This window comes from Enterococcus sp. AZ084, assembly GCF_051714905.1.
GTDB lineage: Bacteria > Bacillota > Bacilli > Lactobacillales > Enterococcaceae > Enterococcus_B > Enterococcus_B pernyi.
In genome coordinates this window covers 2338694-2359106 of the sequence record NZ_JBIOSS010000001.1, presented here as the reverse complement: position 1 = coordinate 2359106, position 20413 = coordinate 2338694, and the positions used below count along the sequence as shown (strand labels likewise).

The 20413-nt window shown below is 39.2% G+C and carries 19 protein-coding genes and 2 other annotated features; of the genes, 18 read left to right on the top strand and 1 reads right to left on the bottom strand.

What is annotated here, in order from left to right; genetic code table 11:
* Positions 1-23 precede the first annotated feature (23 nt).
* From IGI79_RS10765 to nhaC, 13 genes are all read left to right on the top strand, one after another.
* A complete protein-coding gene (locus tag IGI79_RS10765) occupies positions 24-407 on the top strand; it encodes an LPXTG cell wall anchor domain-containing protein (RefSeq protein WP_108145854.1) in 384 nt (127 codons plus the stop codon).
* Positions 404-1129, top strand: a complete 726-nt coding sequence (locus tag IGI79_RS10760) for a WxL domain-containing protein (RefSeq protein WP_010734719.1) — start codon at positions 404-406, stop codon at positions 1127-1129. The genes IGI79_RS10765 and IGI79_RS10760 overlap by 4 nt, the downstream gene beginning before the upstream one ends.
* A 38-nt stretch (positions 1130-1167) precedes the next feature.
* A complete protein-coding gene (locus IGI79_RS10755; RefSeq protein WP_438845946.1) occupies positions 1168-1956 on the top strand; it encodes a WxL domain-containing protein in 789 nt (262 codons plus the stop codon).
* A 17-nt stretch (positions 1957-1973) separates the two neighbouring features.
* On the top strand, positions 1974-2711 hold the full coding sequence (locus IGI79_RS10750; RefSeq protein WP_438845945.1) for a WxL domain-containing protein: 738 nt from the start codon (positions 1974-1976) through the stop codon (positions 2709-2711).
* 155 nt (positions 2712-2866) lie between these two features.
* Positions 2867-3958: a DUF916 and DUF3324 domain-containing protein gene (locus tag IGI79_RS10745; protein WP_066025492.1), complete on the top strand. Its 1092-nt coding sequence runs from the start codon at positions 2867-2869 to the stop codon at positions 3956-3958.
* A gap of 121 nt (positions 3959-4079) precedes the next feature.
* Positions 4080-4643, top strand: a complete 564-nt coding sequence (locus tag IGI79_RS10740) for a hypothetical protein (RefSeq protein WP_438845944.1) — start codon at positions 4080-4082, stop codon at positions 4641-4643.
* The gene (locus IGI79_RS10735; protein ID WP_065096064.1) at positions 4621-6093 is read left to right on the top strand and encodes a helix-turn-helix domain-containing protein; all 1473 of its coding nucleotides are present in this window, start codon (positions 4621-4623) and stop codon (positions 6091-6093) included. The genes IGI79_RS10740 and IGI79_RS10735 overlap by 23 nt, the downstream gene beginning before the upstream one ends.
* A 114-nt stretch (positions 6094-6207) precedes the next feature.
* Positions 6208-6882, top strand: coding sequence for an HAD family hydrolase (locus IGI79_RS10730; protein ID WP_438845943.1), 675 nt, complete (start codon positions 6208-6210; stop codon positions 6880-6882).
* Between the two features lie 123 nt (positions 6883-7005).
* Positions 7006-7240: a binding site (T-box leader), on the top strand.
* A 37-nt stretch (positions 7241-7277) separates the two neighbouring features.
* Positions 7278-7517 (top strand) — a binding site (T-box leader).
* Between the two features lie 63 nt (positions 7518-7580).
* Positions 7581-8654 (top strand): methionine ABC transporter ATP-binding protein, encoded by a 1074-nt coding sequence (locus tag IGI79_RS10725; RefSeq protein WP_010734726.1) that lies wholly within the window; start codon positions 7581-7583, stop codon positions 8652-8654.
* A 1-nt stretch (position 8655) separates the two neighbouring features.
* Positions 8656-9336 (top strand): methionine ABC transporter permease, encoded by a 681-nt coding sequence (locus IGI79_RS10720; RefSeq protein WP_438845942.1) that lies wholly within the window; start codon positions 8656-8658, stop codon positions 9334-9336.
* 15 nt (positions 9337-9351) lie between these two features.
* The gene (locus IGI79_RS10715; protein ID WP_108145850.1) at positions 9352-10191 is read left to right on the top strand and encodes a MetQ/NlpA family ABC transporter substrate-binding protein; all 840 of its coding nucleotides are present in this window, start codon (positions 9352-9354) and stop codon (positions 10189-10191) included.
* Positions 10192-10214: 23 nt separating this feature from the next.
* Entirely contained in the window at positions 10215-11420 is a 1206-nt protein-coding gene (locus IGI79_RS10710) for a M20 family metallopeptidase (RefSeq protein WP_108145849.1), read from the top strand.
* 408 nt (positions 11421-11828) lie between these two features.
* Entirely contained in the window at positions 11829-13241 is a 1413-nt protein-coding gene (nhaC, locus tag IGI79_RS10705) for a Na+/H+ antiporter NhaC (protein ID WP_438845941.1), read from the top strand.
* Positions 13242-13519: 278 nt separating this feature from the next.
* On the opposite strand, the gene IGI79_RS10700 is transcribed toward nhaC, so the two are convergent.
* Positions 13520-14884 (bottom strand): amino acid permease, encoded by a 1365-nt coding sequence (locus IGI79_RS10700; protein ID WP_195273251.1) that lies wholly within the window; start codon positions 14882-14884, stop codon positions 13520-13522.
* 295 nt (positions 14885-15179) lie between these two features.
* Here IGI79_RS10700 and IGI79_RS10695 point away from each other — a divergent pair, with 295 nt between their 5' ends.
* From IGI79_RS10695 to IGI79_RS10675, 5 genes are all read left to right on the top strand, one after another.
* Positions 15180-16070 (top strand): oligosaccharide biosynthesis protein Alg14, encoded by an 891-nt coding sequence (locus IGI79_RS10695; protein WP_066025499.1) that lies wholly within the window; start codon positions 15180-15182, stop codon positions 16068-16070.
* 59 nt (positions 16071-16129) lie between these two features.
* Positions 16130-17230 (top strand): glycerate kinase family protein, encoded by a 1101-nt coding sequence (locus IGI79_RS10690; RefSeq protein ID WP_438845940.1) that lies wholly within the window; start codon positions 16130-16132, stop codon positions 17228-17230.
* Positions 17231-17481: 251 nt separating this feature from the next.
* Positions 17482-18996 carry an Lsa family ABC-F type ribosomal protection protein gene (locus tag IGI79_RS10685; RefSeq protein ID WP_438845939.1) on the top strand — a complete coding sequence of 505 codons (1515 nt, stop codon included), beginning with the start codon at positions 17482-17484 and terminating at the stop codon, positions 18994-18996.
* A gap of 104 nt (positions 18997-19100) precedes the next feature.
* Positions 19101-19628, top strand: a complete 528-nt coding sequence (locus IGI79_RS10680) for a histidine phosphatase family protein (protein ID WP_438845938.1) — start codon at positions 19101-19103, stop codon at positions 19626-19628.
* Positions 19629-19783: 155 nt separating this feature from the next.
* The gene (locus IGI79_RS10675; RefSeq protein ID WP_019723609.1) at positions 19784-20365 is read left to right on the top strand and encodes a polymer-forming cytoskeletal protein; all 582 of its coding nucleotides are present in this window, start codon (positions 19784-19786) and stop codon (positions 20363-20365) included.
* Positions 20366-20413 lie beyond the last annotated feature (48 nt).

The following is a 20413-nucleotide window of genomic DNA, read 5'->3' as shown; positions in this document are numbered from 1 at the left end:
ACGATAGAGAATAGGTGGGAAAGATGAAGAAAAAAAGGTGGAAGATCCTTGTGTTGTTAGGACTTCTTTTTACTCAAACGCCAATTGGTCTAGCCGATGAAGAGCAATCGTTCAAAAGTGAGGGTGTTACAGGATTTTATGGCACCTATGAATATCCTGAAGCAGGAAGTAGCAGTTCCGAAGAAGGGGTGGGTGAGCAAACTTCCCCCAGCTCTACTCAAGAGGATCAAACGTCCTCTGAAAAAAATGGAGCAACTGTGGAACAGCAAGAGGCGATACAAGGGGATAGCAAACAGTTACCAAAAACTGGAGAATACAGAAGTAAACAATTTACGATTATTGGAAGTTTCCTTCTTTTGATCGTGTTGATAATTATTGTTATAAAAAGGAGAAGAAGAGAAAAATGAAAAAGACAACGTTGTTAACAGCTGGAATTATTTTATTTAGTACACTAGTAGGAACAAGCACAGTATTTGCTGCGGATGAAACTGCAAGCTATGAGACAAATGGAGTGATCGCATTTGAAGCAGATACCGATCCAACAAACCCGGTTGATCCAACTGATCCAACAAGTCCGGTAGAACCAGTAGATCCAACTGATCCAAATGGACCAAATCCAGGGACAAACGGACCATTATCAATTGATTTTGCTTCAAGCTTCCAATTTGGGAAACAAAAAATCACTACTGTCACAAAAGACTACTATGCACAGATCCAAACATTCAAAGATGGAACAGACGGACCAAACTACGTCCAAGTAACAGACAAACGTGGAACACAAGAAGGATGGAGCTTATCTGTCAAGCAAGACAGTCAATTCAAAACTGCTGCTGATGAAGAGTTATCTGGTGCAGTACTATCCTTAAGTAACGGTGCAAGTGCATCGATCATGGATGATCAATACAAACCAGATCTAGTAACACAAAACACATTGACTCCTGGAAGCGAATCAGTCTTGATGACTGCTGACGCGGGTAAAGGCATGGGAACTTGGATCTACAAATTTGGTACGGATGCCACACAAGGCGCAACTGCTGTAAAACTTAACGTACCAGGTAAAACGGTCAAATTAGCGAAAGAGTATAGCACCACATTGACATGGAGCCTTAAATCTACTCCAGCACCATAAAAGAAAAAGGCAGAAAATGAATCACTTTGGGGGATCGTATGAAAAAAACAGTAAGTGGTTTAATGATCATTAGTCTTTTGACAGGAGTTACGGTTACCGTCCAAGCAGTCGATCAAGCAAAGTATACAAGTAACGGTACGGTCAATTTTATACCTGATACGGAACCAACCGATCCAGTCAATCCAATCGACCCTGATCCAGACAAACCGGTTCATCCAACTAATCCAGATGTAACGGACCCAGAACCAGGAACAAAAGGCCCACTATCGATCGACTTTGCTTCAAGTTTTGATTTCGGCATGAATAAGATATCGAATAAAACAGAAACCTATTATGCCAAAGCACAGACTTATGTAAATGACGATGGCACATTTTCGGATCTAGTCACACCAGATTATGTCCAAGTGTCTGATCACCGAGGAAATAATGCTGGTTGGACATTGAAAGTATGTCAAAACGGTCAATTTAAGAACGATGACACATTAAACAACACGTTGACTGGCGCGGTAATCGAATTGCAAGATCCGGTAGTCAAATCAAATGCAGAGGGTGTGGCTGCACCGACTGCGACCACTGAAATCGCCTTAGATCCAAACGGTGCAGAATCGATTGTTCTAAGTGCAGGACAAGATGCAGGTTCTGGTACGTGGATCGAAGCGTGGGGGGATAAAGTGGAGACAATCACAATGAAAGACCAAAAAAATAAAGACGTATCCTCAATGGTTACAAAAAGTGTTTCATTGACCATCCCGGGTAAAACGCCGAAAGATGCAGTCACGTACTCAACAACATTAACTTGGAATCTATCTGATACACCAGGAAATTAAGAATGGAGAAAATAAAAATGAAAAAATCACAAATGATCTTATTATCAACAATGTTATTAGGCGGAGTATTCAGCACAGTTAGCGTAGCAGCAGCTGATGGTGGAGAGTATACTTCAAATGGTGTCATCAATTATGTGCCAAATACAGAGACGACTGATCCAGTTGATCCACTTGATCCAGAACAACCAGTGACGCCAGTTGATCCAACAAATCCTGATGGTAAGCCAAATCCAGGTACAAATGGACCATTGTCGATCGACTTTGCTTCAAGTCTAGTCTTCGGTGAACAAAAAATCACGTCTAAAACGCAAACATACTATGCTGCAGCACAAAAATATAAAGATGCAAGTGATGTTGAAAAAGAAGGACCAAACTTTGTTCAAGTATCTGACAACCGCGGAACTGAAACAGGTTGGACATTGAAAGTAAAACAAAATGCACAATTCAAAACAGCGGAAGACCAAGAATTGACAGGTGCAAAAATCACATTATCAAATGGTAATGTCGTGACTGGTTCACAATCAGCAAAACCAACAGGCGTTGCAACTTTCAGCATAGATCCAAGTGGTAGTGAATCATTAGTGATGAGTGCGAAAAATGGTGAAGGTGCTGGAACGTATTTGATGGATTGGGGAAATTCAGTGGATACTGCGAAAAATAGTATTGCACTAGAAGTACCAGGTTCAACGACAAAATACGCAAAAGCTTATCAAACAACGTTCACTTGGACGTTAACAGATGCGCCAGGAAACTAATCGAATACAATCTGGTCAAGGCAAAAGTGAAAGAACTTTTTGTCTTGACCTCAAAAAAATTGGTGCAACGCAGTGATATTAGTTACCTTTGAAGGGATAGAACGCTTCTGTCATAGCCTCGCCAACATCTAATTTATCAGGGAGTTAAAAATATTATGAAAAAAAGATTTATCCTTATTGTCAGCCTCATTGTTGCCATGCTAAGTATGGTTCCAGTCCAATCAACTTTTGCATCAGAATTTAATTTTGCGGTTACCCCAGTGATTCCTGAAAATCAAATCGATAAAGAAAAAACATATTTCGATCTATTGATGGAACCTGACAAACAACAAACAATCGAAGTCCAATTACGCAATGACACAGACAACGACATCACGATCGAAACCACGATCAACAGTGCAACAACTAATTTGAATGGTGTGGTGGAGTATGGTGAAAATAAAATTGAACCCGATAATAGTTTGGTTTACAATTTAAAAGATTATGCGAAAGCAGAGCCAGAAGTGACGTTACCAAAACATTCGGAAGTGACAGTGCCAATCACAGTCACGATGCCAGCAGAAAAATTTGATGGTGTCATGGCAGGCGGGATCACTTTTAAAGAAAAAACGGATGACACCCAGAGTTCTTCTTCAGAAGATAAAGGGTTAGCCATCAAAAATGAGTATTCTTATGTGGTTGCATTATTGATCCGTCAAAATATGACAGCGATCAAGCCTGATCTCAAAGCAACGAAAGTGGAACCCGCACAAGTCAATGCGAGAAATGTGATCAATGTACATTTGCAAAACCCTCACGCGGTTTACTTGAATCAATTGAATGTAGCAACAACGATCACGAAAAAAGGATCAGCTGAAGTGCTGTACGAAAGCCAAGCCGAAAGTATGCAAATGGCGCCAAATTCTCACTTTGCTTACCCCATTTCTTTAAATGGTGAAAAGTTGGAAGCAGGGAAGTATACGATGAAGATGACTGCTTACGGCGAAAAAGCTGAAGATGGAGAATACAAAGTCAAAACTTCTAATGGCTCTGAGGAAACCTATAAATATAAATGGGAATTTGAAAAAGACTTTGAAATCAAAGGCGAAGTTGCTAGGGAATTAAACGAAAAAGATGTGACGATCGAACAAGACAATACTTGGATCTATCTATTATTCGGTATCCTATTATTATTGATTCTTTTACTTCTATTTATTTTTTGGAAAAGAAAAAAACAAAAAGATGAAGACGAATCTGAAAATAAATAATATCAATCCCTGATAAAAAAACGTCTGACTGATCAAATAAATAAGATCAGTCAGACAATTTTTGCTTGGAAACGTATGGTTTCACTTACTTAAAATGTCTAATCAAAAAAGGGGGAGAAAAGTGAAAAGACAAAAAATCGCCATATTAGGAACACTTTTGTTCGCGGCAGTCTATTTTGAATCTTCCAACTATATATATGCAGAAACGATCATTTATGATCCGTTGAATCCAACAGAAGAAATCCAAATTCAACCAGTTACTCCCCAACGTCCTGTAACGGATGAGAAAGAAGCAGAGGTTGAACACACCGAACAATCACAAGATACTGCAATTATAAATAACGAAAAGCGGAAAGTTGAAGAACAACCACCAGCCGAATTACCGTATCAAGATTCTTCAATTCCTAAAAAAAAGCGACCAAACAAAACAAAATTATTAGATAACCAGAGCGATATTATTAGGCAGATTGCTAGTACATCACGTAAAATAACCTTAGATGATCAATTTTTTTCTGATGATCACTCTCATAACCAAGTGATGTTGCCACAGTCGAGTGGTTCTGGTTCTGCTAGTTCAGATAATAGTCAGATGGCAGCAATGAGCTACTTATTTTCAGGTACGATACTCTATGGAGAAAAACCAGAAGGTAGAGGAAATCAAAATGTTCAAACTATTTTTAGATAAGCCAGCGCAACGAAAGTTAGAGTTGCTACGTTATTTGGAAACAAAGCCACTTTTAATTGAAAATCATGAAAAAGTGCTGGAAGAATTGGATATCTCTTATTTTTTGCTGAATAAGTCAATGGAAGAATTGTCACATGATTTTGTGGACTATGGGCTAACGGATGAATTTCAACTGTTTTTCGAAGGAAATAACGTCCGACTGATTGAGAGTGGTCGAGGGAATTCGACAATTTTAGGTGAAATGTATGTCCGCCATTCCTTTGGTTTTTTGATGTTACAAGAAATATTTTTTGAAACGTTCGAATCTGTCAATGACTATGCGATCAAGAATTATATCAGTCATCCCCTTGTCTACCAAAAGCTGAAAGATATGCGTACGAGATTAGCAGACAAAGAACTTACAGTCACAAAAAAATTCTTATTAAGTGGGGAAGAAGGCTCTGTACGTGGATTGGTGACGTTTTATTTCACCAAATTATACGGACGGGCTTATTCGGTTTATCCAACAGAGATCACGAAACCAGTGGAAGAATTGATTCGGTTGCTTGAACCGAAATTCGCTGCTTCTTTTACAGGTTTTAGTGAAACAAAACTCCAACATTTTCTTTCAGTCAGCTTGATTCGAATAAAGCAAGGTTGGCGAATGTCCGAGAATAAAAAAAGTCAATTGACATTCAATAAAAAAATGTTAGAAACTAATGATTTCTTTCGAAGCATATTTTCTTGGCTTGAAAAAGAGGCAAAGATCGATACGGAAAAAGAGCTATATAGCGAAGCGCAACAGATTTTTGCTTATCTTGTTGTCGAAGGCGCAATCAATGAGCCGGAACTTATTGAGGGAGTGACACTAAAGGAAATACTTGCCTTGAATGACTTATTTCTTGAAGAACTTGGGCAAGCATTTATTCTCTCAGAGAATCAGCTAAAAGAAATCAGAAGACAGCTGACGGTCTTGCATTTGAAGATCAAATATTTCAAAGAAGAAAATATTGATGACAATAATAACCTGGATGTCACTTATTTTTATGAAATGTATCCAGAATATTTTTTGTTTTGCAGAGATTACATCAAAAAACAAAAAAAGAACAAGCAAATTTGGCTCGCAAAAGAATTTTTATTTTTTCATTATGTGTTAGTGATGATGGATACCTTACCGATCGATCAACAATTGAAACCTCTTCGTATTTGTATTGATTTTTCCTTTGGTCCGCAATTTAATGCGTTGATCAAAAATAATATCCAGAAAATCTCTGACTTGAATATCATCTACCAAACGAAGGCAGATGATGAAACAGATCTACTTTTGACAGATAAAGAAATCTGTTCTTTTGGAGACTTGTTCCAAATCATATGGTTAGTTCCTCCAAGGGCAGTCGATTGGGCTAATTTTACGAATCAATTATTAAAGATTCGTAGAAATAAAATAACTAAAATGAATCCGAATAATTGAGTACGGAGGGTGAATGTAATTACCACTCATAACAAAAATGCTTGAGATCCCATTGGTTTGAATGAAAAAACATGATACACTACAGATATTGTTTTTTTGAAAGGATCAGTGGATATGAAGGGTGCAATATTTGACTTAGATGGACTATTAGTTGATACAGAAAGAACTTATCGTGACGGTTGGCTATGGGGATTCAAGCAATTTGATATCGAAATACCTCAAGAAATCGTTGATACATGGGGTGGAAAAAATTGGAAACAAAGCTATGCTTTGTTGATCAAAATGGCGGGAACACCGGAAATGGTACAAAAGGTTCGCGAAAAACGAGAAGAATATTTTTATCAACAACTGCATAGTGGCGCTATCCAATTAAAACCTCATGCAAAAGAAGTATTGAAAGAATTGAATGATCAAAAACTCATTCTTGGTCTCGCAACGACGACGGTAACAAAACGAGCAACCAATATTTTGGATCAATTTTCTTTGAAGCCTTATTTTCATACATATACCTTTGGGGATGAAGTGTCTGAAAATAAACCTTCACCAATTCCTTATCTAACTGCGCTAGAGCGATCAGGGTTGACAGCGTCAGAAGCCTTTGCAGTGGAAGATTCTTTGGTTGGTGCGACCGCCGCATCACGAGCAGGAATGGGTGTTGTTTTGATTCCAGATTCAAGCTTTGATCGGGCTTATACCGAAAGAGAAAAAGCAGATTTATCGATCTTAGCAGAAGGTACCGATCTTTTGATCGTGTTGGAGATGTTAGAAAAACAAAAAGGAAAAAAATAAGCGGCTGGAAATCCAGTGCCACCAACGATTTTTTTATTGATCAATCGACTGAGTGCATATTTTTTTAAATTTCTTGCTTGACTTTTTGTTTTCACTTAGATAAAGTGTTCTCAACAACAAAATATGGATTCGTTGATAAGGAAAGTAAACTTGGAAACTTCAAAGAGAGGCTCTGGTTGGTGGAAAGAGTCAAGTAAGAAAAGTTGAAAAATGGCCTTGGAGAATAACTTGTCGATAAGTAGGCAAGTTCGGAAATGTCTGACCGTTAAAACGGACAACCAATCTCTCGTCAAGAGATGTTGGATCGAGGGAAGGAAACTTCCGAATAAAGGTGGTACCACGATACGTCGTCCTTTTATCAGTAGATTTATGCTGATAAAAGGATTTTTTTTATATTTTTTGCGTTGAAATAGTAAGTACAAATACAAAAACCTTTAACAGAGAGCTTCGGTAGCTGAGAAGAAGCAAGGCGGCATGTTTGGAAAATGGCTATTGAGCAATTCACCCCGAGCAAAATTGTGAGACGGTGACGGTCGCAACCGTTAGCTTGCTAGAGTATGATTGTACTCGAAGAGGAGTTACATGTAAGTGTAACTTGAACATGAGGTGGTAACACGCAAAAAGGCGTCCTCAAGAAAGTGATGAGTCATTTTCTTGAGGATGCCTTTTTTTATCGTCAAACCGAAGGAGGAGTAAAAATGATTGAATTACAAGCAATAAATGTTTCTTTCCAACAAAAAGAAAAGACGATCCAGGCAGTGAAACAGGTGGATCTTTCGATTGCTAAAGGGGATGTTTACGGGATCGTAGGTTATTCAGGTGCTGGGAAAAGTACGCTGGTTCGTGTCATGAACCTGTTACAAAAACCAACAAGTGGCAAAGTCATCATCAATGGAACAGAGCTAGGAAAACTATCCCCGAAAGAATTACGAAAAGAACGAAAATCGATCGGGATGATTTTTCAACATTTTCACCTAATGGAAAGTCGCACGATTTTTGACAACGTCGATTTCTCGTTGAAATATACGAAAAAATCGAAACAGGAGCGTCGTCAAAAAGTTAATGAGCTTCTAACATTAGTCGGGTTAGAAGAAAAAGCTACTGCGTATCCAAAACAACTTTCAGGAGGACAAAAGCAAAGAGTTGCTATCGCTCGTGCATTAGCCAGTGATCCGCAAGTATTACTTTGTGATGAGGCAACGAGTGCCTTAGATCCAAAAACGACCCATCAGATTTTAGCTTTATTGAAAAAACTGAACCAGCAATTAGGATTGACGATCGTTTTGATCACACATGAGATGCAAGTCGTTAAAGAAATCTGCAACAAAGTAGCTGTGATGGAAAACGGGGAAGTGATCGAACAGGGAAGTAGCGTTCAGATTTTCAGTGCACCAAAAGAAGTTTTGACGCAAGAGTTTATCCGAACAGCCACCCACGTTGACCAAGCATTAGAAACGATCCGCTCGCATCGTGCTTTCGCAGATCAGTTGACCAATAAATGGTTAGTGGAATTGAGTTATGTGGGCACACAAACGAATGAACCGTTGATCGCACAACTTTATAGCAAATACCAAGTCAGTGCGAATATTTTATACGGCAATGTAGAACTATTACAAGAAACCCCATTAGGACGATTGATCGTTACTTTATCAGGAGAGATCCATCAACGAGAAAAAGCCTTGGCTTATCTTATTGAATCCGGTGTACAAGCAACGATTTTACAAAAAAATGGCGCAAGTAAGGAAATGAAAGTGATTCAAGGAGGACGCTGATATGACCCATTTCTTAGAAAACTATTTACCCAATGTCTATTTGATACCCGATGAATTTATTGAAGCGACGAAACAAACGTTGTATATGTCTTTTTGGACCGCATTGATCGGAGGTGCGATCGGTCTTGGTTTTGGGATCGTATTGGTTGTGACACGGCCCCAAGGATTGCTTGAAAATCGCTTGCTTTATGAGGTGCTAGACAAAGTCATCAATGTTGTCCGCTCGATTCCCTTTATCATCTTACTTTCTTTACTGGCACTGACGACTCGCTTTTTAGTCGGTACTACGATCGGTGCGAAAGCTGCTTTAGTCCCTTTGATCTTTGGTGTTGTGCCATTTTTCGCTCGACAAGTGGAAAATGCGTTGTTAGAAGTAGATCCTGGAGTGATTGAAGCGGCCGAATCAATGGGAACCAGTCCATTAGGGATCGTTTTTAGAGTCTATTTGATCGAAGGCTTGCCAGGGATCATTCGTGTCTCTGCATTGACGATCATCAATGTCATTGGCTTGACTGCTATGGCAGGAGCAGTTGGGGCAGGAGGATTAGGAAACCTAGCTATTTCTCGTGGGTATAATCGTTTTCAAACAGACGTGACGATCGTCGCCACTTTGTTGATCTTGATCCTTGTGTTCTTAAGTCAATGGATCAGCAATTTATTGATCAAAAAAATATCACATTAAACTGGAGGAATCATCATGAAAAAACTCATTCGTTATACAGTACTTGCTTTTGTTGCACTTATTTGGTTGGCTGGCTGTAGCCAAGGCAATGCCGAAACAGACACAAACAAACAAACGACAGTAAAACTTGGGATCATTGGAGAGGACACTGACGTTTGGGATGATGTCAAAGCACGTTTAGCAAAAGAAGATATTGACTTAGAATACGTGAAATTTACCGACTATAATCAACCGAATGCTGCATTAGCGGATGGCTCGATCGACCTCAATGCTTTTCAACATCAATTCTTTTTAGACAATTACAATACGGAACACGGAACGGATCTAGTCTCGATCGGCAACACAGTGAATGCACCTTTAGGGATCTATTCCAATACGATTCAATCTATTGATGATATCAAGGATGGCGCAAAAGTAGCTATTCCTAACGACGTCACAAATGGCGGACGGGCGTTGCTATTGCTACAAACAGCTGGTTTGATCAAAGTTGATCCAGCGAAAGGCCAAACGCCGACTACTTCAGATATCACTGAAAATACAAAAAAACTAGACATTTCTGAACTGGATGCCTCACAAACAGCTCGTGCATTGAATGACGTGGATCTTTCAGTGATCAACAGTGGTGTGGCAGTTGATGCAGGATTGAACCCAACGAGTGATGCGATCTTTTTAGAACCTGTCGATGACAGCGCCAGACCATATGTCAACATCATTGTAGCAAGAAAAGAAGATGAAAATAACGAAATCTATCAAAAGATCGTTGACACCTATCAAACGGAAGAAACAGCAAAAGTGATCGAAGAAACATCAAAAGGATCAAGCGTACCTGCCTGGGAAACATTTGGTAAAAAATAAAAAGCAAACTGGAGGAAGCCAATATGACAACATCTACTTTAACAACACATTCTTTTAAGGAAGCAATCCAGCAACGATTAGCTGAATATCAAGCATTAGCACTAGATATCCATGACCATCCTGAGGTAAGTAATTATGAGTTTTATTCCTCAGATGCCTTGATCAAACAATTAGAAAAAGAAGGATTTTCTGTCACAAAAGATGTAGCCGGTCATCGAACAGGATTTGACGCTCGTTACGCTTCAGGAAAACCAGGACCAACGATTGCTTTTTTAGCAGAATTTGACGCTTTACCAGGGATCGGTCATGCTTGTGGACACAACTTGTTTGGTACGTATTCTGTCTTAGCTGCCAGTGTCTTGCGTGAACGAATTGCTGAGATTGGTGGAGAAATCCGCGTATATGGCACACCTGGAGAAGAAGGTGGCGAAAACGGATCAGCTAAAGGAAGTTTTGTACGGGAAGGTTTTTTTGAAGATGTGGATGCGGCACTTTGTGTCCATCCCGCATACCGCTACGGTAAAACGACAGAATCGTTAGCCAATGATCCAGTAGATATCAAGTTTCATGGCGTTGCTTCCCATGCGGCAGCCGCACCAGAAAAAGGAGTGAATGCCTTAGAAGCGTTGATTCAAGTGTTTAATGGGATCAATGCATTGCGCCTGCAATTGCCAAAAGACGTCAATATCCATGGCATCATCACGGATGGGGGAGTCGCTGCGAATGTGATTCCCGAATATGCAGCGGGTCGATTTTACTTGCGAGCAAAAAATCGTCAGACATTGAATGAGGTGTATCAAAAAGTCGAGAATATTGTGAAAGGTGCGGCTTTGAGTACGGGAACAAGTTATGAATTTGGATTGTTCCAAAATTCTGTCGATGATGTGATCGTGACACCTTCATTTGATGCGCTGTTCTTCAGCCATGCGAATGCAGCAGGTGTACCTGAGGAAGAAATCGAAACAAAAGAACAAACAAGTCTAGGTTCTTCTGACGTTGGTAACGTGAGTCATGTGATTCCGACGATCCAACCAACTGTCTCGATTGCGGATGAATATATCGCCGGTCATTCGGAAGAATTTAAAGCAGCTGCTCGTAGTGAAAAAGGACTAGCTTCGATTGCCATTGCTGCTGAACTATTGGCAAATACTGCATTAGATCTATTTGAAAAGCCAGAACTTCTAGATAAAATAAAGCAGGAGCATCAAGCAATACTTGCAAAAAAATAACGGAAAATGATGGATGGGTGAAAGGACTAGATCGTTATGAATCAAAACATTTGTTTTCAGAAAAAATACATTTAGATTGACAAATTGGACAGATGCAGGTAAACTTCATGAAAGTTCACTTTTCACCCAGTAGTAGTTTTGGTGTTTTGTTCAGAAAGTCGGTGGTTGCTGCGAACCGACCAAGCCAATTCTATGAATTACAGGAAAAGTTTTAACAATTAAATCATTCAAATCAAAGTGAAAAACAGATCTGTTTTTAATTAAGGTGGTACCGCGGAGAAATTCGTCCTTAGTTGAAAACAGATCTTTTTGTCTTTTTTTAGGGAGGAAACGCAGATGAATTGTGGCGGAGTCATTCGATATCGAAGCTTTTTTAAGACGTAACAAACTTAAAAAAGGAGAATGGATATGGAAAAAATAAAAAAACCTAGTTTTATAGAAGCAGTGAGTGTATTAATAATTATCGTTGCAACGATAGCAGCCGGAGTAGTTGGCTTTAAGATTTTACCGAATATCGCGATTTTGATTGCTATTGGTATGGTCATGGTCTACGCAGTAGTGAAGAAACAGCCAACCGATCGATTACATGAAGGAATCATCAATGGTCTCAAACCGGGAATCATCCCGATCTTTATCTTTATTTTAGTCGGCGCATTGATTGCGGTCTGGATCCAAGCTGGTATCATTCCAACGTTGATGGTCTATGGCTTTAACATCATTAGTGTCCCCTGGTTTGTGCCTTCAGTTTTCGTTGTGTGTGCCATTGTCGGCAGTGCAGTCGGTAGTGCCTTTACTGTCATGTCAACCATCGGTATCGCCTTTTTCGGTATCGGCACAACGTTGGGATTGAACCCCGCATTAGTTGTCGGTGCCATTGTTTCTGGGGCAGTTTTTGGAGATAAGATGTCGCCATTATCTGAATCGACAAATCTGGCAGCAGCCATTGTTGATGCGGATCTATTTAAACATATCAAACATATGATGTGGTCAACACTTCCGGCATTTATTGTTTCTTTGATTTTGTTTGCATTTTTAGGACATACAGATAAAGGTGCCAGCTTGACAGAAATCCAAAATGTAACAACTATTTTAGAAAACAACTTTACGATTTCGATCTGGTCTCTAATCCCTTTATTCTTGATGTTGGTTTGTGCTTGGAAAAAAGTTCCAGCGATCTTAACGATCCTATTGAATATTGCCGTAGCAGTTGGAATGATTTTTATCCAAGATCCAAGCACTTCCTTCTCAGGACTAGCGACAGTCCTCGAATCTGGTTTTCTATCTGAAACAGGAAACACGCAAATCGATGCGTTACTTAGCCGCGGTGGGATTGAAAGTATGATGCCTACAGTTTCCTTGATTATTCTGACGCTTTCATTAGGCGGTTTATTGATCGAATTTGAGTTGATCTCTACAGTTATGGAAGTGGTATCGAAGAAAATGACGACGACACCTAAACTGATTTTTACGACATTAATGACAAGTATTGGTGTCAATCTGTTTATCGGTGAACAGTTCTTATCTGTGATCTTACCAGGAAATGCGTTCAAAGAAACATACAAAAAAGCAGGACTTGATCCAACTGTTTTGAGTCGTACCTTAGAAGATGGAGGGACAGTCATCAATTACCTTATTCCTTGGGGGATTGCCGGTAGTTTTGTTGCCAGCACGTTTGGAATACCAACGATGACCTACTTACCATTTGTATTTTTCAGTTTGCTTTCTCCCGTCTTTTCGATGGTCAGTGCCATTACTGGTTTAGGTATTGCAAAAAATAAAGAAAAGCAGGAACAATTGAACGTTGTGAAGGAAACGATATAAATTCAAAAAAATAGTCACCCAATCAGCGGGGGGCTATTTTTTTAGATAATCAATGGATTGACTCATCAAGTGAACGTATCGATGAAGTGAAACAACATCTGTTCAAGTGTCGTTGCAAAAAAACGAGGGTGATCTTTTTGGACGAATGGTTCATTCAGGCTCAAAGTTCTCTAAAAAGACTAATAAAAACCAGCTAGAAAGCTCAAAGATCCATCAAGTGATCTCGTATTTTCTAGCTGGTTCATGGGGAAGTTTTAGTTATCTATCTTTATCACCAATCAAATCGAAGAAAAAGGCTCATTTTTTATCGCAAAGACATCTTTTTTCTTTTGATAGCTAAAGAAAATCACCGCATATAACAAAGCTGTCAAGACCGTTACACCAATTGAATTTGTCATGAGTATCCCAATCAAGATCAAGCTTAACGCGATCAAAGCAAATAAATTAAAACTTTTGGCTTGCCAAGTGCCTTTCTTCAATGCTAAACGAAAAGCGGCAGCGCTGATCATTAGCCAAATCACGAGTACCGTATAAGAAAGAGAACCGGCTAAGTAACCGAAAAGTTTGTCACCTACGAAATAGGAAAGGATGACCCCTAGATATAGCACGCTGGTACAAAATAATACAGCACGTTGTGGCACATAATGTTTGTTCAACTTTGCCAGTTTCTTGGCGGTGCCTTTTTTGTCTTTCAAACGGAAAAACAAGAGACGAGAAGAAGCATAAACGCCAGAATTGATCGATGAAAAGAGTGCCAAGACAATGACGAAGTTCACGATATCACTAGCAAAAGGGATATTCATCTGTTCAAACACCAAGACGAACGGGCTAACCGCAGAACCAGCTAAAGTATTCCAAGGGAAAAGAATCAGCAATAAGAAAAGCGGAATAATATAGAAGGAAACAATTCGGCCCATGACCCCTTTTATCGCTTTTGGTATGGCTTTTTTAGGCTCGTCCGCTTCACTGACAGTAATTGCAATCAATTCTGACCCGCCATATGAATAGATAACGACAAGTAATGAACTAACGACCCCTTTTAATCCATGGGGAGTAAAGCCACCGTGATCAGTCAATTGACTTAATGTAGGGAAAATTCCAGTTCCTAACATTTGTTGTCCGACGAGATATAACCCGAAAAGAATCATCAAGATAATGACACTGATCTTCGCAAAAGCCAACCAATATTCGGTTTCAGCAAACAAGCGGACAGAATAAAGATTGATCAGAGTCGTTAAAATAGCTAAAAGCAAGATGAAACACCATGCAGGTACATGCGGAAACCATAATTGTAAGAAGGAAGCTGCTGCTACAGCCTCAGCGATGATATTGATCATCCACATGGAATAATAGACCCAGTCGACGAAGTCCGCAGAATGATTACCTAAATAAGGGCGAATCAAGCCAGATAATCCATGTTGTGTATCCCCACCGTCTAAAACTAACTTACCCAGACCACTCATAACAATAAATAAAATACCACCACCGATCAAAAAAGCAAGCAAGACCGCAGGACCAGCGATCCCAATGGCTTCACCACTTCCTTTGAATAAACCAGCACCAATTGCACCACCCAAAGCAAGCATCGTGATGTGTCTGGAGCTTAGCTGTTTTTTTAATTTTGTTTGTTCTGTACGTTCCATCAAAAACCCTCTTTTCTAAAAACATGAATGAAAAAACAAATAGGTTATAAAATAATATTCTCTATAATAACAAATTGTCTGATAATTACAACTATTCTGAAAACTTTTTTGTAATTTTTAATGAAACAATCATAGAACTCTTATCTGTTTTGATAATTATTGTTATATTTCTATAAAAAACAACTTGAAACGAAAGCGTTTCATTCGCTTTTTCCTTTCATGCAGCGCTATTATAAGAGGAAACCCATAATTAATAGGTTTGTTTTGAGTAAGTAAAAATAAGGAGTTGATAACTATGAGCCAACACGAACGATTGCTTGTAGCGAAAAATAAGGCGTTATATTTTTTCCCATACGTACAAACAATGGACGTCATCTCAGCAAAAGATTTGATGGATGATTCCTTTATGTCATCGTTCCAACAGCAACTCGATCAATATAAACTAATTATTTTTTTAGATTATGGATTTGATGTGGCATTTGCTTCTCGTATTCGACCGTACACAAATGCGAAGATCATCCTCTTCTTTTGGAACCATTTTAAAGAAGAACACCTTCAATTATTGAAGAAAGCAGAAGCAGAACCAGCAATTGATGACATTTACCATTTTGATATTTTAGAAGCAAAAGAGTTAGGGATTAAACACAATAGTTCTTTTTATTCAAAAGAGATGGAATTACCAAAAGCTGAAGTCACGACTGATCTGTTCTTTGGAGCAACTGATAACGGCAGAAAACAACGAGCAGATGATTATCAAGCCGCATTTGAACAGTTAGGTATTTCAACAAACTTTTATATTTTACCAAGTCGTGGAAATGATCAAGAAGGGTATCTGACCTATACAGAATATTTGCAAAAGACGAATGGTTCGACCGGTATTTTGGAATTGTTGCGAGAAGGTCAAAGTGGTGTGACTTTACGAACATTTGAATCTATTTTCTTCCAAAAAAAATTAGTCACTGATAACAAAGCAATTTCCGGGTATCGTTTCTACAATCCACAAAATATTTTCTTGTTGGAAGAAAGGAATTTGGAGGAACTTCCTGCATTCTTAAATAGCCCTTATCAAACCGTCGATCGTGAGATCATCGAATTTTTTGATGTAGAAAATTGGTCACAGCGGTTTATCGATTATGATCCTAAAGTATTTTCTATCTATGAATATAGCGGTATTGAAGCACGTTAGATATGATATAGTTAAAGAAAAACACGTTGTTCAATCATCGCAGAAAAAGGAGTCTCAGAATGAAATTACTTGCAGCAATCGATTCGTTTAAAGGTAGCGCATCGTCTATTGAACTCAACCAAGCAGCATTGCAAGGCTGGGGGGAGGCGGAACAAACAGTCAATCAACCCATCGCAGATGGTGGCGAAGGAACTACTGAAGTGATTTACGCTACTTTAGGCTGGGAATGGCGAACACTTTTTTGTCCGGATTTGCTCTTTCGGAAAAAAGCATGTCGTTATTTACTGACACAAAAAAAGAACCGTCAGTTAGCCATCATTGAATCGACGGAAGTCATTGGATTGGACTTGTTGACCGAACCGACAGATCAAACGATCCGGTTAGCTTCAAGTTTTGGTTTAGGAGAGTTGATCAAAGATGCTTTGGATCAGCAAGTAGACGAAGTTATCGTAACATTAGGTGGTAGCGGTTGTTCTGATGGAGGCTTAGGTTTATTGCAGTCATTAGGGGCGAAACTAAATGGCGTTACAGAAGGGAATCCTTTGTTATCTATCGAGACAATCGACGTCTCTCAATTAGAGCGAATCGAGCAACGATTGACGATCGCAGCGGACGTTACGAGTCCTTACACTGGCAAACAGGGGGCGACTCAACTATTTGGGAAACAAAAAGGTGGTTCACCAGAAACTCTAGCATTTTTGGAAGCCCAAGCAGAAAAGGTCGTTGAACAAATCAAGGAAAGCACAGCAATTGATTTGAATAAACTCGCTGGCAGTGGCGCAGCTGGTGGAATCGGAGGCGCTCTAGCCATTGTCGGGGCTACGATGAAAGCAGGTTTTATGACTGTCTCTGAGTTAGTAGACTTAGAAGATAAAATCAAATCAGCCGATATCGTGATTACAGGAGAAGGACGGATCGATCAACAGACAATTCATGGGAAAGTGCCTTATGGTGTGGCTTCTTTGGCAAAAAAACACAACAAAAAAGTTGTAGCGTTCTGTGGGAGTCGGGAAAAAGATTTAGGTGAATTAACGACGATTCTTCCTAGTGTATTTAGTATCCAAACTGGCCCAACTTCTCTTGATAAGGCATTGGATCATCAAGAAACACTTGAGAACGTCAGACTGCTTTCACAGGCAATCAGTGGCTTGTTTCAATAATTTATTGGTTGACAGTCCTAAAACACCTATGGTAACCTAGTGGCAAATAAAGACAAAGTGAGGGATCCGCGCATTGAAAAAGTAAGTCAATTTGTTGAAGCTGCATTTTAACTATACCTTGTTCGTTCAAGGGGATAGTATGCAGATTTTCAGAATTGGCTACTTTCAATGAGTGGGTCTCTTTTTGTACTCATCTTCTTTGACCAGTTCTGAAAATAGGACTGGTCTTTTTTATAACGAGGTGAAGATAAATGTCTAAAATCGAAATCAAACAATTGACGTTTGGCTATGACAGCCAAGACAATCTGTTATTCGATCAAGCAAACTTAAATATTGATTCCACATGGAAATTAGGACTGATTGGTCGAAATGGTCGTGGCAAAACGACGTTATTAACTATTTTGCAAAACAAACTACCTTATCAAGGACAAGTGACCCATCAACAAGAATTTGTCTATTTTCCACAACAGGTCAGGGAAACGAATCGACTAACCTATGATGTGTTGTTAGAAGTTTCAGATTGTGAGTTATGGGAGATCGAGCGTGAGCTGATGTTGATGCAAGCAGATCCGGAAATTCTCTGGCGCCCATACGATTCCCTTTCCGGCGGAGAAAAAACAAAAGTATTGCTGGCTCTCTTATTTACCGATGAGCTGCATTTTCCACTGATTGACGAACCAACAAATCACTTAGATGTGATTGGGCGTCAGCAAGTAGCTGAATACCTGAATAAGAAAAAACAAGGGTTTATTGTTGTCAGTCATGATCGTCAGTTTATTGATGAAGTCGTTGACCATCTTTTGGTCATCGAAAAAAGTCAATTAGTGATCTATCAAGGAAATTATTCCGTCTACGAAGAACAAAAGCGTAGAAAAGATGAGTTTGAGTTAGCACAAAACCAAAAAATCAAAAAAGAAGTCGGACGTTTGAAAAAAACCGCAGCTGAAAAAGCGGAGTGGGCTAACTCTCGAGAAGGAGACAAAACAAAAAAACGTGTTGGCTTTATTGATACCGAAGCACGGCGTGTCAATCGTGGCGCAATTGGAGCGGATGCTGCTCGTACAATGAAACGTTCAAAAGCGATCGTCAATCGGATGGAAACTCAAATTAGTGAGAAAGAGAAATTATTGAAAGATCTAGAGTCGATCGATTCATTGAACATGTGCCCAAATCAGTCGCATCATAAACGCTTATTGACAGTAGAAAATCTACAATTAGGCTATGAAGAGATGTTATTCGATCCTATCAGCTTTAGCATCGAGCAACAACAGTGTGTGGCAATAACTGGACCAAATGGTAGTGGTAAATCATCGATCATCCAGTATTTACTTGGGGAATTTACTGGTCAATCCAAGGGGGATGTCACACGTCCGGCAACAATCAGCATCAGTTATGTTCGCCAAAACTATGAAGATAACACCGGAACATTAACAGATTTTGCGCAAAAGAATCAGCTAGACTTGGAACTCTTTTTAAATAATCTTCGTAAATTAGGAATGGAAAGAGACGTGTTTCATACCTCCATTGAAAACATGAGTATGGGGCAAAGAAAAAAAGTGGAATTAGCCAAATCATTTGCACAATCCGCAGATCTTTATATCTGGGATGAGCCATTGAATTATCTGGACGTGTTCAATCAAGAACAAATCGAACAGCTTTTAGTACAAGTCAAACCAGCGATGTTGATCGTCGACCATGACCAGCGATTCTTAGAAAAAGTCGCAACGAAAAGAATCGACTTGAGAAGAAGAGAAACACACATTTGAATCACTAAGGCTAATCGAACGTCGTCGATTCCAAGCAGATGATCCATTTGGACTGAAATTGTATGATAAAATTGAAAGAGCATAAAATAAAGGAGAGTTATCTAATGTTATATATTACTAGACATGGCGAAACGACTTGGAATGCTCAAGGCTTAGTTTGTGGCCATGCAGACATCGAATTAACAGAAAAAGGTAAAGAACAAGCAGAAAAACTCGCTGAAAAAGTTGCAAACTTGGAAATACCGATCACCAAGATCATCCATTCTCCTTTGCAACGCGCGCGTGATACGGCACAAGCGGTAGCAACAAAGGTCAACTTACCTATGACAATGGATGAACGCCTGATCGAGATGGACTTTGGGGATTACGATGGTCGTCCTAGCGAAGACGAGGGCTTTCAACAAGCACGCCAAAATTTTGCGGTCCGTTTTCCAAATGGGGAATCGGTTTTAGATGTGTATGCACGGATCACTCCTTTATTGAAAGAGTGCTTAGAAGATGAGGACAATGTCTACTTGCTTGTTTGCCATAATGCACTGATCCGAATCATCAATGCCTACTTTCATCCGATGCCAAATGACACATTCTTTGACTTTTTTGTTGAAAATACGGAATTAGTTACCTTTGACTAGCTGTTTTTATTCTTGGCGTAACAAGAATAACTAGAGGATGTTATCGTAAATTTTCTACTATATAAAATATTTTTTCTTTTCATGAAGATTATTTCACATAAGTACGCTTTCATGGTATAATTTCATAGGAATACAAAAAGAGAGGAAGAAATTTAATGTTATCAAAAAAATTATCTTTATTAGGTTTAACAGCAACAGCACTTTTGGCTTTAGGAGCTTGTGGTGCTGACAACAATGATTCATCTAATTCTAGTTCAGCTTCATCAACAACAGAAGTAAGTACAACAGAAAGTTCAGCAGATGTTGTATCAACAGCTTCAATCAGTGATGATCCAGCTGTTTTAGAAAAAGCAATGTCAGCTGACGGTAACTGGATCGTTGCAGCAACAGGTGATGTGACATTCTCAAATGATGTAACTATCGCAGGCGAATTCCATGACAAAGATGATGCAAGTGCAGACATCTACCGTAAAATTGCTTTGTACTCACAAGACGATGACCGTAACGTAACTGCTGAATACACAATCACTGTTCCAACATTGATCGTTGAATCAGAAAACACAAATATCGTTCACGGAACAATCAAAGGTGACGTACTTGTAAAAGCGAATGGCTTTGTATTAGACGGAGCAAAAGTAGAGGGTAACGTAACATTTGAAAAACAAGAATACCAAGATTCAGCAAAACTTGACGAAAACGACGCATCAGTAACAGGCGACGTAACAGTTAGCGAATAATCTTATAGTCATAAAGACATCTAAAGCAGAAATCCTTCTGTTTTAGAT